This is a genomic window from Streptomyces sp. NPDC001927, from assembly GCF_053594455.1.
In genome coordinates this window covers 202,671-217,266 of the sequence record NZ_JBSFEN010000007.1, presented here as the reverse complement: position 1 = coordinate 217,266, position 14,596 = coordinate 202,671, and the positions used below count along the sequence as shown (strand labels likewise).

14 protein-coding genes are annotated in these 14,596 nt (G+C 70.0%); 6 read left to right on the top strand and 8 right to left on the bottom strand.

What is annotated here, in order from left to right; translation table 11 throughout:
- Nucleotides 1-90: 90 nt before the first annotated feature.
- Nucleotides 91-570 carry a hypothetical protein gene (locus tag ACWCO8_RS20825; protein ID WP_451033464.1) on the bottom strand — a complete coding sequence of 160 codons (480 nt, stop codon included), beginning with the start codon at nt 568-570 and terminating at the stop codon, nt 91-93.
- Between the two features lie 68 nt (nt 571-638).
- Entirely contained in the window at nt 639-1,409 is a 771-nt protein-coding gene (locus tag ACWCO8_RS20820) for a YqjF family protein (RefSeq protein ID WP_451033463.1), read from the bottom strand.
- Nucleotides 1,410-1,583: 174 nt separating this feature from the next.
- On the opposite strand from ACWCO8_RS20820, the gene ACWCO8_RS20815 reads away from it, so the two are divergent.
- Together ACWCO8_RS20815 and ACWCO8_RS20810 are read left to right on the top strand one after the other, a co-directional pair.
- On the top strand, nt 1,584-1,997 hold the full coding sequence (locus ACWCO8_RS20815) for a helix-turn-helix transcriptional regulator (protein WP_362004610.1): 414 nt from the start codon (nt 1,584-1,586) through the stop codon (nt 1,995-1,997).
- A 39-nt stretch (nt 1,998-2,036) separates the two neighbouring features.
- Nucleotides 2,037-2,453, top strand: a complete 417-nt coding sequence (locus ACWCO8_RS20810; protein WP_451033462.1) for a VOC family protein — start codon at nt 2,037-2,039, stop codon at nt 2,451-2,453.
- On the opposite strand, the gene ACWCO8_RS20805 is transcribed toward ACWCO8_RS20810, so the two are convergent.
- The 6 genes from ACWCO8_RS20805 to ACWCO8_RS20780 all read right to left on the bottom strand — a co-directional run bounded on the left by ACWCO8_RS20805 (nt 2,431) and on the right by ACWCO8_RS20780 (nt 10,055).
- On the bottom strand, nt 2,431-2,943 hold the full coding sequence (locus ACWCO8_RS20805; protein WP_451033461.1) for a DUF3291 domain-containing protein: 513 nt from the start codon (nt 2,941-2,943) through the stop codon (nt 2,431-2,433). The genes ACWCO8_RS20810 and ACWCO8_RS20805 overlap by 23 nt on opposite strands.
- A gap of 32 nt (nt 2,944-2,975) precedes the next feature.
- Nucleotides 2,976-3,644, bottom strand: coding sequence for a helix-turn-helix transcriptional regulator (locus tag ACWCO8_RS20800; protein ID WP_451033460.1), 669 nt, complete (start codon nt 3,642-3,644; stop codon nt 2,976-2,978).
- A gap of 153 nt (nt 3,645-3,797) precedes the next feature.
- Nucleotides 3,798-5,651 (bottom strand): TniQ family protein, encoded by a 1,854-nt coding sequence (locus tag ACWCO8_RS20795; protein WP_451033459.1) that lies wholly within the window; start codon nt 5,649-5,651, stop codon nt 3,798-3,800.
- 14 nt (nt 5,652-5,665) lie between these two features.
- Nucleotides 5,666-6,949: a TniB family NTP-binding protein gene (locus tag ACWCO8_RS20790; protein ID WP_451033458.1), complete on the bottom strand. Its 1,284-nt coding sequence runs from the start codon at nt 6,947-6,949 to the stop codon at nt 5,666-5,668.
- Nucleotides 6,946-9,234: a transposase gene (locus tag ACWCO8_RS20785; protein ID WP_451033457.1), complete on the bottom strand. Its 2,289-nt coding sequence runs from the start codon at nt 9,232-9,234 to the stop codon at nt 6,946-6,948. The genes ACWCO8_RS20790 and ACWCO8_RS20785 overlap by 4 nt, the downstream gene beginning before the upstream one ends.
- Nucleotides 9,234-10,055, bottom strand: coding sequence for a hypothetical protein (locus ACWCO8_RS20780; RefSeq protein WP_451033456.1), 822 nt, complete (start codon nt 10,053-10,055; stop codon nt 9,234-9,236). The genes ACWCO8_RS20785 and ACWCO8_RS20780 overlap by 1 nt, the downstream gene beginning before the upstream one ends.
- A gap of 210 nt (nt 10,056-10,265) precedes the next feature.
- Between ACWCO8_RS20780 and argC the strand changes: the two genes are divergently transcribed.
- From argC to ACWCO8_RS20760, 4 genes are read left to right on the top strand one after another with little or no spacing between them, the layout of a single operon-like run.
- Nucleotides 10,266-11,294: an N-acetyl-gamma-glutamyl-phosphate reductase gene (argC, locus tag ACWCO8_RS20775; protein ID WP_451033455.1), complete on the top strand. Its 1,029-nt coding sequence runs from the start codon at nt 10,266-10,268 to the stop codon at nt 11,292-11,294.
- Entirely contained in the window at nt 11,291-12,457 is a 1,167-nt protein-coding gene (gene argJ, locus ACWCO8_RS20770) for a bifunctional glutamate N-acetyltransferase/amino-acid acetyltransferase ArgJ (protein WP_451033454.1), read from the top strand. Before argC ends, argJ begins: the two co-directional genes overlap by 4 nt.
- Nucleotides 12,454-13,362, top strand: a complete 909-nt coding sequence (argB, locus tag ACWCO8_RS20765; protein WP_362004625.1) for an acetylglutamate kinase — start codon at nt 12,454-12,456, stop codon at nt 13,360-13,362. Before argJ ends, argB begins: the two co-directional genes overlap by 4 nt.
- Entirely contained in the window at nt 13,359-14,591 is a 1,233-nt protein-coding gene (locus tag ACWCO8_RS20760) for an acetylornithine transaminase (protein WP_451033453.1), read from the top strand. Before argB ends, ACWCO8_RS20760 begins: the two co-directional genes overlap by 4 nt.
- The last annotated feature ends 5 nt before the right edge of the window (nt 14,592-14,596 follow it).

Genomic DNA, 14,596 nt, shown 5'->3' with positions numbered 1-14,596 from the left:
GTAACGCTCCGAGAAAGCAGAAGGACACACGGGTGGCGTGGAAGCGGGTCCTTGAGCTAGGAAACTCGGGGCGTAGACATGCGTACGAGGCTAACGGAGGCCCCTGACAGGGCGCATGCCGTTTTCCGCGGGGCCACCCCGGACGCGCCGCCGGGCGCCCCGGACGAGGCGCGCCGCCTCTGTCGTCGTACGGCCGGTGAGGCGGGCGACCTCGGGCAGCGGCAGGGCGAACAGGTCGTACAGGACGAGGGCGAGCCGCTCGTCGGGGGCGAGGGAGTCCAGGGCCACGAAGAGCGCGAGCCCCGTCCCGTCCGCGAGGGCCACCGTCTCCGGCTCGGGCATCGACGGCTCGTACGGGAGGCCCGCCGCCCGGGTCCGCAGCCGCTCCACGCCCACCCGCGCGACCACCGCCGTCAGCCAGGAGTCGATCCCGCAGCGCCCGGCCGCGGCCCTGGCCGCGCCCAGCGCCTCCTCGGCCTCGCGCCGCGAGCCCAGCAGTCGCCGGGCGAGCGCCGACAGCCGCTCGTGGTGCAGGTCGAACTGCCCGGCCAGAAACGTGTCGCCGTTCATGGGGCCCTCACTCCTCCGCATCGTCCTTCGAAGCGATGACGCGTCCCTGGAGGGCGATGTGACAGCGCCTAGCGCGGTGGCCTGCGGGGGTGGGGCACGGTCGGGGCGGACCGGGACGGCCGGCCGAGGCGGACCGGGACCCCGGGCGAGTACAGGACGCTGACCGGCGCCTCGCTGGGGGTCGGGAGCCCGGCCGCGGCGAGCAGGTTCTCCTCGCAGGAGAGCAGCTCGGCCCGGTAGAGCGGCCAGCGCGGATGGTGGTTGGGCAGATACGCCGACGCGCCGAAGAACGCGTTGTGCAGGCCCCAGCGGGCGGTCAGGAAGTGCTCGAGCTCGGTGGGCTCCTCGATGCGCTCGCCCCGCTCCACCCGGAGCCGGCTGTACGCCCCGCGCGGGCCCGGCCAACGGCGGGAGCTCACGTAGTCGACCGTGTCGCCCTCGGTGCGGACGCTCATCCGGGACCACAGGTACGGCAGCTGGAAGCCGAGGCGCCCCATCACCACCGGAATCAGCCGTGACGCGTCCATCGACCGGAAGACGACACCACGCCGCCCGTGCTCGTCGACCGAGTACAGGCGCACGTTGGTCTCCGGGAAGGAGCCCAGGTACGGGATCCCCGGAAGCCGCAGCCACCCGACCTTGTGCATGCGGAAGGCGACGAGCCCCACGTACGTGACCCCGTCGTGGGTGTCCGGCACGGTTCCGCTCGGCAGGAGCGGGGCCACGACGTCCGGGGCGACGGCCCAGTGGACGAAGGCGAGGTCGAGCCACTCCTGGGTGAGGAGCGGGTCGCGTATGAGGGCGGGGGCGTCGGGCACGACGGACTCGGGCTGCGGCACGGCGTAAGAATCGCAGAGCGCTTCCCGGCCGAGGCGGTCACCCCCGGGCTCCGCCGCGCCCCCGCCGCCCCGCTGTTGTCGTCCGCGCCCCGCCGCCCGTCAGCGTCCCCGGCCCCGGGCTAGGCCTTCTTCCCCCGGCCGCCGCTGTCATACCCGTCTGCGATGCTGGTTGATGTGACGCTCGAAGACCTGGTGCGCCTGCGCCGCGCACGCGACGCGATGGACCGCGACTACGCCCAGCCGCTGGACGTTCCGGCCCTCGCGCGCATCGCCCTCATGTCGGCCGGGCACTTCTCCCGCAGCTTCCGTGCCGCCTTCGGGGAGACGCCGTACAGCTATCTGATGACCCGTCGCGTCGAGCGGGCGAAGGCGCTCCTGCGCCGCGGCGACCTGAGCGTCACGGAGGTCTGCTTCGCCGTGGGCTGTACGTCCCTGGGCTCGTTCAGCACGCGCTTCACCGAGCTCGTCGGCGAGAGCCCGAGCGCCTACCGGGCCCGTTGCCACGAGGCGGGCGCCCCGATCCCGGCCTGTCTCGCGAAGATCCACACGCGTCCGGTCAGGAACGGCGCGGCGGTTCACGTTCCGTAGCGGCAGCGGAATCCGTCCCCGGCTCCTATCGTCGGAGCCATGACCATCAAGCTCGCACAGTGCTTCATCGCGGTCGACGACCACGACAAGGCGCTCACCTTCTATCGGGACGTCCTCGGCATGGAAGTCCGTAACGACGTCGGCTTCGAGGGGATGCGCTGGGTCACCGTCGGCTCGCCCGAGCAGCCCGACGTGGAGATCGTCCTCGAACCGCCGCTCGCCGACCCCAACGCCTCACCCGCGGACCGCCGGGCGATGGCGGAGATGCTCGCGAAGGGCCTGCTCCGCGGGGTGATCTTCCAGACGGACGATGTCGACGCCACCTTCGAGCGCATCAGGGCCGCCGGGGGAGAGGTCCTCCAGGAGCCGGTCGACCAGCCGTACGGAGTCCGTGACTGCGCCTTCCGCGACCCCTCAGGGAACCTGCTCCGCTTCAACCAGCCCCGAAAGTCCTGACCTGGCGGACCTTCTGGAGGTGCGGGGCGGCCTCGTCGGCGGTGTACGAGGCGGCGAAGGTGAACGCGCGCGGCGACGGCCCGTGCGCCCGCAGCTCCGCCAGCCGTTCCAGGGCCTCGCCGACGGTCGGGACGTGCCCGGCGGGGACCCACCAGAGCACCAGGTGCGCCTCGACGTGCCGGGCGAACCAGTCGCGGCGCCGCCGCATGACCTCCAGGTGCCCGCTGCGGTACGCGAAGTCCCACAGGGCGTCCTGGCTCTCCCACACCGACAGGTTCACGATGACGTCCTCGCCCGCCGGGCGCAGGCCCGTGGCGTCGGGCGCCCCCTCCTCCACGAGCCGCCAGACGAAGCCGGGCGCGCCGTCGGCCGCCGTGTTGACCGGGTCGAGCATCTCGACGAACGGCGCGATGCGCGGGTCGTCGATGGGGTGGAGGAGCGTGGCGACGTTGAGCTGGGCGAGGTGGAGGGCGCGCACGGGTGAGGTCATGGCGTCATCCCAGCACGGCCCGCTTTTCTATGTCAATCACCATTGTTTTTAGAGTCTTCGACCACGACGCAGCACTCTCCCGGCCGCGCGTCCATCCGGGCCCGGAGGGGGCCGTCCGTGCCGAGCAGCCCCTCCAGGAGGGCGAGGTTCATGCCGCACACGAGGGGCGGGAAACGCTCGGCGACGGCGTGGAAGGGGCAGTTGCGCATCCGGACGACCCGCGCGGCGCCGTCGGCGTCCTCCATGTGCGGCTCGTACCCGCGGGCCGCCAGCGTTCGCGCGGCCTCGTCGAGGTCGCCGCAGGGGGCGGCGGAGCCGCGCAGGGCCTCGCCCCGGCGGCGGGCGGCCGCGCAGAGCCCGGCGTCGAGCCCGGCCTGCTCGGCGGCCTCGGCGAGCAGCTCGGCGGCGGTGCGGTAGTCGCGGGCGGGCAGCGCCACCGACCACTCGGCCCGCGCCCGCGTGTAGACCTTGGCGGGCCGCCCCGCCCCCGGCCCCGAACGCCCGGTCAGCCGCCGGCTCCCGCTCTCCAGGAGCCCGGCCTCGGTCAGCCGGTCCAGATGGTGCGCGGCGAGCGTGCGCGCCACCCCGGCCGCCTCGGCGGCCTCGTTCCTGCCGACCTCGCGCCCCTGGGCCGCCACGTACTCGTACAGGCGCCGCCGTACCGGGTCCTGCAGCATCGCGATCGCGTCGATGTCCTCCATCTCGCCAGTCTAGGAACAATGGAGGTTGCAGATAGTGTGACCGAGATCTTTAGTTGGCACATCTCGGCCTGAGCCGTGCAGGTCAGGCTCGCTCGGAGAATTCTTGTTGGCACATCCCGAGCGGGATAGTTGGCACCTCAAGGGCGCCGATGGTCACTTTGCGTGATTGCCGACGGTGCTGATGCCGATCTGTCCAGCACCCGAGTCGATGTCCCGGGCAAGTCGCTGCGCGTAGGTGGCGAGGACTCGGCGGAGGTCCGCGTAATGAGGCAGTGAATCGGGGCGGGAGAACTGGAACCATACGGTGTTCCGCCGCGCGGCCCACTGTTGCTGGATCTCGGTGGGTTGTGCGGCTTCGAGTGGACGGGGAGCGAAGAGGTGCTCGCCTCGCGTGACCAGCGTCCAGACGAATACCGAGGCATTCTGGCGCTTGCGGTCATCAGTCCGGGTGCGGAACTGGACGAGCGTGGGCGGAAGTTCGCTGACCAGCGCATTCCATGCGTCGATGCCGAGTACCCACTCCTGGAGCGCTTCGCGCCTGCGCCGGTAGTCAACGAGTGGTTGACGTGCTGATTGCAGTTCGGAGGCAAGAGCGCGTAGAGCCCTGTCGAATTCAAGAGGGTTGCAGCCTGTTCGCCCTGAGCGCCGGGTCTCGCGTGCCGAGAGTAGGTGGGTCTGGACGGGGGTGATCCCGAGGAATCGCGCGGCGTCGTCATAGGTTCCGCCCATGGTCCACTGGACCAGCCGGACGGCGGCGGCCCTGCGCACGGACTTGACTTCTGAGCCCGCGCAGGTGGCCAGGAAGCGCTGATACCAGTCGGGCTCCAGAAACGCCGGGATGTGCTCGGGTTGGTAGTAGCCGCTTCGGAGTGGTCCTCGTGTGCCTCTGCGGCCGTTGACCCGGGGAAACGTCCGAGTCACGGGTTCAGCGACCTGGCGGAGTCGCTCAGAGCAGTCGTTCTTGTGCTTGTCGTAGAGAACGGCCCATGGCGTTCGACTCGACGGGCTGCCGAAGGCCGCGCGCGTGAGATCCGAGATGAGGTCAGGCAGGTCGTCTCTCAAAAGCAGGCGATCTGCGGCCATGAGCAGAGCCCCGCAGGCAATGGGGTCGCGCGGTGGCGTGTCGTGGATTTGCAGGTTGCGCCTCCCGCCAGGAACGACACGCGGGTCCTGCAAGTGGGAGTCGATTCGCTCAGCGGTGCTGGCGTCGAGGAGGCTCCGGCTGTGAGGCCATGTCGCGATGATCAGTGCGGTCGCCAGCCGGAGATCGGTGAAGTACTCGGATGCGTCCGTGGTTCGAGTGGGCGATTTCAGGCGGCCCCGGAGGGACTTCTGGAAGCGGAGGATGTCCGCAGTCGGTTGGGGCCGGTCACGTCCCGAGACGGTGAGATCGAGTCTGCCGGCGCAGGCGAAGGACTTCCTTCTCGGCGTCTGCGCGTCGACCGTCCACCGGCATTGCGCTGGATGCAGCGTGTGGTTGTTGGCTCGTTGGATCAGAGCTCCTTCTGCCTCGTGCGGCTGACCGCAGTGCGGGCATGCGGCCTGCAAGTAGGTCCGATGCTCGGTGCAGGCGAAGACGATGGGCAGGTGCCAGAGCTTGAGCCAGGGCCCGCCGTGCAGTTGCTGGACCGTGCTGCCGTCGCCTGCCAGGCAGGACGGGCAGAAGCGGGGGGAGCCGACGTAGAGCCATGCGTCTGGCCTCATCAAGCGCCCCGGGCCGGGCAGGGACCGGGCGATCGGCGGGTAGCGGTCCCGCCACTGCGCCAGCGTCAGAGCGGAGACCTCCCTAGCCGTCTGTCCCGTGAGCCGGGCGAATGCTTCGGCTCGGGGCTTGGAAAGGTCCAGCAGCAGACTGCCGGGGAAGTGATTGGGGTTGTTTCGCTTGATCCAGTCCGCCGCGCGAATCAGGTGGAGAGGCGAGAGGTCGAGTCGATGCCCGAGCCGCAGCAGATAGCTGACCAGGGACTCTCCAGACAGAGCCTCGAGGCTCCGGGGCAGTGGATGCATCGTGGCATCACCCGTCAGGCGCCCGCCCGGGCAGCCGGGCCAGAGTCATCGAAAACGGTGTTCCGGGGGCGCTTCGCCCGCGTGGTCTTCTTGTCAGCCGTCGGCGGGGCGGCTGGGATCACGGGCTCGTCCGGCGCCTGCTCGGGCGCGTCCCGCCTGAGCACGATCTCGTCCAGCACACTCTCGTCGATCAGTTCCTTCCCGGACTCCATGGCCTCCTGGGCGCCGTCCTCAAGCAGGCGCCCCAGCAGACCAACGACCCCACCGGTGCGACGCATCAAGTACTCCGGCATGGTGCCGCCGGTGAGCATGCCCGCCTTCGCGTTGAGGAGCCGCAGGTGCTGCTCAATTCCCTCCAGATGATCGACGAAAGCCTGGATCTGCTTCGCCGTGGTGTAGCGGAAGCGGTCGATCTCGATGAGCTCGAAGCGGTGCTCGGTCTGGGTGACCTCCAGACCGTGGATGCGGGTCGACTCCAGCGGAGGCATTTCCCACTGCCGGGTCTTCCTGTTCCATCTGGCCTCGCGAAGCAGCCCGGTGCCGGGGATGTTGACGCCGGTCAGGATCAAGGTGACGTCCAGGCTCATGAAGGCCCGCATCAGGTCGAGGACGTCCTGGTCGTCGGCCCTGTGCATCCGCAGCCGGCTGATGTCGTCGAGGATCAGCGCCTTGACGCCGTGGTCGTGCAGGGAGTCGGAGACCTGCCGTACCAGTTCCGGCAGCGTTGCCGACTTGCGGGTCGGGGCCCGGAAAAAGCCCAGGATCGATGCGCAAAGACTCTTCGGTGTCGCTGTCACCGGGGTCGAGACATAGACGACCGGTGCATGGAGGTCCCGAGTGCCCGGAACAGCCGCGGGGTTGAGAGCGCTGTGCAGCTCCAGCCACTGGGCTTCGAAGACGGCCCCGGCCGAGCAGACAGACGCGGTCTTGCCGTAATTGCCCCAGCCGCTGATCATGACGCCGGCGCGGGTCGGGTCGTTCTTCTTCCTCGTGTTGCCGCTCAACCGGCGCCGGATCAGCCGGCCGACCTTGTCGTGCATGGGGGTGTCCTGCAGCGGGAGGTTCGCATTCGTCAGCTCTCGGTAGAGGTCGTAGTCGTACTGGCGGCTCGCGGGAAGCATCGACCACTGCTTCGGCGAGATCACGGAGGCAGGGACGAGGCGATCGCAGTGGGTGCGGTAGTGCTGCCAGCCGGCGTAGGTGTCGAGGGACGGGCGGCTGCTCAGGATCAACTCGGCGATCCTGGCCCGTGAAGGCAGGCCCTCCACCGAATCGTCGTGAGAGAGAGCCTGGGTCACGTTTCGTCCTCCCTGACAGTTGTGTCGGCTTCCGAGCCGTCGGGAGGCGGAAGCCGGAACATGCGGCTTCGGTTCAGGGCCGCGTGCAGTGTTGCTGGAGCGACGGGCCTGGTGTCGGCGAGTGCTTCCTCGCGTCGCTGGCGCCGGTCGGCGTCGACCGCGTGGTCGATCGTGCGAGCGTGCTCGGCCCAGACTGCGGGCATCTCGGCCGGAACCTGCTCGACTTCGGCGGCCGGGGCGGCGGGGCGGTCGGCCGCTGCGGCCTGTGCTCGGGTGATCTCGCGGGCCTGGGCGACGCGCTGCTTCTTCCCGGCCTTCTTCTTGGCCTGGCTGGGCCACTGGTCAACGGGGGTGACCGAGCCGAGGATCCCGAGCAGATGCTCCAGGAGCTCGCTCTCGGAGTGGATCCTGATGTTGTTCGCCCTCACGTGCGTCAGGAGGGCGTCGGCAGTCTTGTCCGAGAAAGCGGGGATCTCACCTTCGGGCGGCAGCCCTCGCCAGCGCAGGATGTGCCAGGTCTCGTGGTCGGCAGGGTCCTGGAAGAACACCTGCCGGCGGTCCCTTCGGTCACTGCGGACCACCCACTGGCCCGCGTGCTTGCCGCCCCGGGCGGAGGGCTGACCGAAGCGCGGCTCGTCGAGGACCGGGTGGTGATACCAAAGCCCGAGGATCTTCACCCCGCGACGCGGATGGATCTTCACGTGGTGCTTGCGCAGGACCTTGTAGTAGAAGCTCGGTTCGGGGAAGTCCAGGTCGAAGCCACCCTGTTCCATTGCCGCAGCGAACAGGGTGCTGGGACTGTGATCCTCACCCGGCGCCCAACTCGGTGCATATTCGCCCAGTTTGCGGTTCTGCCAGATCTGGACGATCCAGGTCGCGATGAGGTGCTCGGCCTGCGCGAGCGTGAGGCTCGCATCGCGTTCCGGGTCGGCCCCGCGGTCCGCGACGTCGCCGCCGGTAAAGCCCAGCAGGTGCTCGAAGAGCATGGTCTGGATGGTGAGGAACTGGCGCTCGACCGCGAACTTGTCGGTCTGCCGCAGGACGCGGGCGGGCAGGATCCGGCAGCCGATCTCCCGCTCGGCCTCCACCAGGTCGTGGTTCTTGTAGGGGCCGCCGTGGTCGGTGGTGACCGTCTCCGGGGCGAAGAACGGCAGAGCGGCGACCCGGTGTCCAGTGAACTCGGCGATCACGTCGGCCGGGACCCCGGCGTAGGGCCATTCCATCTCCTCGCCCCAGCCGTCCCGCATTGGAAGCGGCAGCATCACGTCCCGCAGCAGCATCGCGACGTCGACCGACGTGTCGGACTGCAGCGTGAGCCGGAAGGCCGGCAGCCCGTGCGTGTAGAGATCGAGCGCGAGGGTCAGCGTCGCGGTGACCGCGTCACCGAACACGGTCTCGCGCAGCTTCACCGGCATCGGGGTCGAGTCCAGCACCAGAACCTGGCCCGGCCGGTGGACCACCATCCGGCCGGAGACTCCGGCCTCCGCGGCGGCCTCGGCCGTCCGTCCGTAGCGAGGCCGGGCTCCGCCGGGGCCGAACCACTCCTTCCAGACAGCCGCGAACGTCCAACGGGAAGGGATCTTCTCGGCCGGGAACGTCGGAAACCGCTCGCGCATGTACTGGTGCATCAATCGGTGCCTGGCGGCCAGACTCACGCGGGCGCGTTCGCCGCACTCGGCCTTGACGGCGAAGATCGCCTCCCGGACCTCCTCGGTGATACTGCGGTGCCCGCTGCGTCGCCGTGTCCAGCGCCCATCCGCGCAGGCCAGCAGGAGACTGTCACCCGACAGACCCGACAGGCGCATCAGCGTCCGGTAGCTGAGGTGCTGCAGACCGAGCCGAACCGCCTCCGGACGGGGCATCGCCTCCATTTCCGCTGCCTTCGAGCGGCGGCGCTGAGTCAGCGTCGTGCGGTCCGGGTCGTAGGCCGGTCGGGGCTCACCCGGCAGGGCGCGAGCCGGGTGGCCCTCCCGGAAGCCCGTCTCGGCTTCCAGCACGTGCGCAGCCCGCAGCCGGGCCCGCCCCAACTGGCCCTCGGTCAGATCGGCCGGTGTCCTCGGCTGCCGGACGGCCGGCGACGGGTGCCTCGACGCTTCGACCTTCGGCAGGAGCCGCAGGTCGGCATGGTTGATGAGCCAGCGGAACGAGCGGGTCTCCGCGCGGCCGTCGCCATGCACCAGGGTGAGCCGGCCTCGCTGGCCCTGGACGTCTTCGACCGTCCACTCGACGCCATTGAGCGCGACCCGTCTGCCTGGCGCGATCTGCAAGAACCCCCTCGCCGCCATCACACCGCCCAGATCAGCGAGCTGTCACGCAGAGGACTGCCCAGGTCAACGCCGAGCTCGCGCTGCCAGAGCAGCCGGACGATGTTCGCCCGGCCAACGGCCGGCACGCTGGTAGCGCCCGCCAGCTCGGAGAACGTCATCACCCGCCCCTGCTGTCCGCCGATAGCGGCGAGCAGCTGGTCACGCATGCCGAGCAGGTCCCTCGACGGCCGCCGGCGCGAGGACAAGTGATCAAGGACGCTCCAGACATGCGGGCGCCAGCCCGCGACCACCGAGTACCGCCACCCGCAGGCAGCCGCCACCTCCCGGGCGGCCGCAAACTTCAGCGCGTCCTCCCCCTTGATGAGCCCCATCGGACGCACGTCCATCAGCCACATCCCGCCGCCGATCACGGCCAGGAAGTCCGGGATGTGCCATGCCTGCCCGCCCACGTACTCGAAGTCCAGCCGGAACGGTTGCGACAGCACTTCAGATGCCTTCAGGAAGTCCAGCGAGACCAGCAGGCGCATCTCCTCCAACGACTCGAAGCCATGCTTCCAGCCCGTCGATGCCATAACCTCCAGTCCGGGCCGATGCCGCTGCTTCGCCCGCCATGTGAAACCCCGCATAGGGCGGGACGACAGCACCGGTACGTGAGCCATATCCCGGATCGGCCAGCAGACCTTGCCGTCGCCCACCAGCCATGTCGAGCTCCATCGATGTACCCAGTCATCGCCGAGCCTCAGTCGATTGCGCAGCCCAGGGTCCCCGTCGTACGCCACGACAAGCTGGTCCAGCTGACTCGAATCCGACGGGATCTTCGCGATCGTTGCCTCGCCCACTCACACAGGGCAGCACCACTCGACCGGCGATATTGGGGCTTCTTCGGTACTGATCGCAACACAGCGTGACGGGACCAAGATGTGCCAACTAGCGCTCTCCATGTGCCAACTAAGAATCTCGGTCGCAGATAGAGAGCGGGAGTCGCCCCTACGGCTTTGCATAAACCTGCGGCTCTGCGTATAGTCATGCCATCCATGAGGAGGGTTCTGATGACGGTACGAGCAGCAGTGGCGGGCGCGAGCGGATACGCGGGCGGAGAGCTCCTGCGTCTTCTCCTCGCCCACCCCCACGTCGAGATCGGCACCCTGACCGGCCACTCCAACGCCGGTCAGCGGCTCGGCGGCCTTCAGCCGCACCTGCTGCCGCTCGCCGACCGCGTCCTCGCGCCGACCACCGCCGAGGCGCTCGCGGGCCATGACGTCGTCTTCCTCGCGCTGCCCCACGGGCAGTCCGCCGCCGTCGCCGAGCAGCTCGGCCCGGACACCCTCGTCGTCGACATGGGCGCCGACTTCCGGCTCCAGGACTCCGCCGACTGGGAGACCTTCTACGGCTCCCCGCACGCCGGCACCTGGCCCTACGGCCTCCCGGAACTGCCGGGTGCCCGCGCCGCGCTGGAGGGGTCCAAGCGCATCGCGGTACCCGGTTGCTACCCCACCGCCGTCTCCCTCGCGCTCTTCCCCGCGTACGGACACGGCCTCGCCGAGCCCGAAGCGGTGATCGTCGCCGCCACCGGCACCTCCGGCGCCGGCAAGTCCCTCAAGCCGCACCTGCTCGGCAGCGAGGTCATGGGCTCCATGTCCCCGTACGGCGTCGGCGGCGGCCACCGGCACACCCCCGAGATGATCCAGAACCTCAGCGCCGCCGCCGGCGAGCGCGTCGGGGTCTCCTTCACGCCCACCCTCGCGCCCATGGCCCGCGGCATCCTCGCCACCTGCTCCGCCAAGGCGAAGCCCGGGGTCACCGCGCAGGGCGTGCGCGCCGCGTACGAGAAGGCCTTCGCGGACGAGCCGTTCGTCCATCTGCTCCCCGAGGGGCAGTGGCCGGCCACGGCGTCCGTATACGGTTCCAACGCCGTTCAGATCCAGGTCGCCCACGACGTCGCGGCGGGCCGGATCATCGCGATCAGCGCCATCGACAACCTGACCAAGGGCACCGCCGGCGGTGCGGTGCAGAGCATGAACATCGCCCTCGGGCTCCCCGAGGACACCGGACTTTCCACGATTGGAGTCGCTCCATGAGCGTCACAGCGGCGAAGGGATTCACGGCGGCGGGCATCGCCGCCGGGATCAAGGAGAACGGCAACCCGGACCTGGCCCTCGTGGTCAACACCGGGCCGCGCCGCGCCGCCGCGGGAGTCTTCACCTCCAACCGCGTCAAGGCCGCGCCCGTCCTCTGGTCCCAGCAGGTCCTCAGCACCGGCGAGCTGGCCGCCGTCGTCCTCAACTCCGGCGGCGCCAACGCCTGCACCGGCCCCCAGGGCTTCCAGGACACCCACGCGACGGCCGAGAAGGTCGCCGAGGTGCTCACCGCGCGGGGCACCAGCATCGGCGCGGGCGAGGTGGCCGTCGCCTCCACCGGTCTCATCGGTCTCCTCCTGCCCATGGACAAGGTCCTGGCCGGCGTCGAGAAGATCGCCGGCGAGCTCTCCGAGCACGGCGGCGAGAAGGCCGCCATCGCCATCAAGACCACCGACACCGTCCACAAGACCTCCGTCGTCACGAAGGACGGCTGGACCGTCGGCGGCATGGCCAAGGGCGCGGGCATGCTCGCCCCCGGCCTCGCCACCATGCTCGTCGTCCTCACCACCGACGCCGACGTCGACAGCAAGGACCTCGACGCCGCGCTGCGGCAGTCCACCAAGGTCACCTTCGACCGGGTCGACTCCGACGGCTGCATGTCCACCAACGACACCGTCCTCCTCCTCGCCTCCGGCGCCTCCGGCATCACCCCGGAGCAGGCCGCGTTCGCCGAGGCCGTGACGGACGTCTGCCAGGACCTCGCCCGCCAGCTCATCGGCGACGCCGAGGGCGCCAGCAAGGACATCCGTATCGAGGTGATCAACGCCGCGACCGAGGACGACGCCGTCGAGGTGGGCCGCTCCATCGCCCGGAACAACCTCCTCAAGTGCGCCATCCACGGCGAGGACCCCAACTGGGGCCGGGTGCTCTCCGCCATCGGCACGACCGCCGCCGCCTTCGAGCCCGACCGGCTGAACGTCGCCATCAACGGCGTCTGGGTCTGCAAGAACGGATCGGTCGGCGAGGACCGCGACCTCGTCGACATGCGCTACCGCGAGGTCACCATCACCGCCGACCTCGCCGCCGGCTCCGAGACGGCCGTCATCTGGGCCAACGACCTCACCGCCGACTACGTCCACGAGAACAGCGCGTACTCGTCATGACCGAGACCAGGAAGCACACCGCCCTGCCCAAGGCCGAGATCCTCATCGAGGCGCTGCCCTGGCTGACCCGTCACCACGGCAGGACGGTCGTCATCAAGTTCGGCGGCAACGCGATGATCGACGACGAGCTCAAGGCGGCCTTCGCCCAGGACGTCGTCTTCCTGCGCCACGCCGGCCTCAAGCCGGTCGTCGTGCACGGCGGCGGACCGCAGATCAGCGCCGCGCTCGACCGGCACGGCATCGTCAGCGAGTTCAAGGCCGGACTGCGGGTCACCACCGAGGACGCCATGGACGTCGTACGGATGGTGCTCGCCGGCCAGGTGCAGCGCGAACTCGTCGGCCTGCTCAACCAGCACGGACCGTTCGCCGTCGGTCTGACCGGCGAGGACGCCCACACCATCAGCGCCACCAGGCACCAGCCGGTCATCGAGGGCGAGCAGGTCGACATCGGCCGGGTCGGCGAGATCACCGCCATCGACACCGGCGCCATCGAGGCGCTCCTGGAGGACGGCCGGATCCCGGTCGTCTCCTCCATCGCCCGCTCCGAGGACGACGGACATGTCTACAACGTCAATGCTGATACGGCGGCTGCGGCTCTCGCTGCGGCGCTGGGCGCCGAGACCCTGATGGTCCTGACCGACGTCGAGGGCCTCTACGAGGACTGGCCCAACAGCGACGAGGTCATCAGCCGGCTCACCGCGAGCCAGCTGGAGAAGCTCCTGCCCGAGCTCTCCAGCGGGATGGTCCCCAAGATGGAGGGCTGTCTGCACGCCGTACGGAACGGGGTCACCACGGCTCGGGTGATCGACGGCCGCGTCCAGCACTCGATCCTGCTGGAGATCTTCACCGACTCGGGCATCGGCACGATGGTCGTGCCCGACGACACGACGGGGGACGGGAAATGAGCAACGCGGACCTGGGCAACGCGGAAGCGGGCAACGCGGGCCTGGCCTTCCGCTGGCAGGGCGCGCTCATGGACAACTACGGCACGCCGAAGCTGTCCCTCGTACGCGGCGAGGGCGCCAAGGTCTGGGACGCCGACGGCACCGAGTACCTCGACTTCGTCGGCGGCATCGCGGTCAACGCGCTCGGCCACGCGCACCCGGCGATCGTCGAGGCCGTGTCGCGGCAGATCGCCACGCTCGGCCATGTCTCCAACCTCTTCGTCGCCGAGCCGCCCGTCGCGCTCGCCGAGCGGCTGCTCCAGCTCTTCGGCCGGCCGGGCAGGGTCTTCTTCTGCAACTCCGGCGCCGAGGCCAACGAAGGCGCCTTCAAGATCGGCCGGCTGACCGGCCGTACCCACATGGTCGCGACCCAGGGCGGCTTCCACGGCCGGACCATGGGCTCGCTCGCCCTCACCGGCCAGCCCGGCAAGCAGACCCCGTTCCTGCCGCTGCCCGGTGACGTCACGCACGTGCCGTACGGAGACGTCGAGGCGCTGCGCGCCGCGGTCACCGAGGAGACGGCACTCGTGATCATCGAGCCGATCCAGGGCGAGAACGGCGTGGTCGTGCCGCCCGCGGGCTACCTCCAGGCCGCCCGCGAGATCACCCGGGCCACCGGCACCCTCCTGGTTCTCGACGAGGTCCAGACGGGCGTCGGCCGGACCGGAGGCCACTGGTTCGAGTACCAGGGGCACGACGGGGTCGACCCCGACATCGTCACCCTGGCCAAGGGCCTCGGCGGTGGGCTGCCGCTCGGCGCGACCGTCGCCTTCGGCGCGGCGGCCGAGCTCTTCGAGCCCGGTCACCACGGCACGACGTTCGGCGGGAACCCGGTCGCCTGCGCCGCCGGGCTCGCGGTGATCGACACCCTCGCGGCCGGCGGAACCCTCGACGAGGTCAAGCGGCTCGGCGAGCGGCTGCGGAGCGGAATCGAGGGCCTGGACCACCCGCTGGTCTCCCATGTCCGTGGTGCGGGCCTCCTGCTGGGTATCGTGCTCACCGAGTCCCTCGCGCCCCAGGTGCAGCAGGCGGCTCAGGACGCCGGTCTCCTGGTCAACGCGCCCGCCCCCGATGTCGTACGGCTCATGCCGGCACTGATCATCACCGACGCGGAGGTGGACACGTTCCTGGCAGCGCTGCCCGGTGTCCTCGACGGAGCGGTGAACGGGCAAGGACGAACCGGAGAATGAGACGA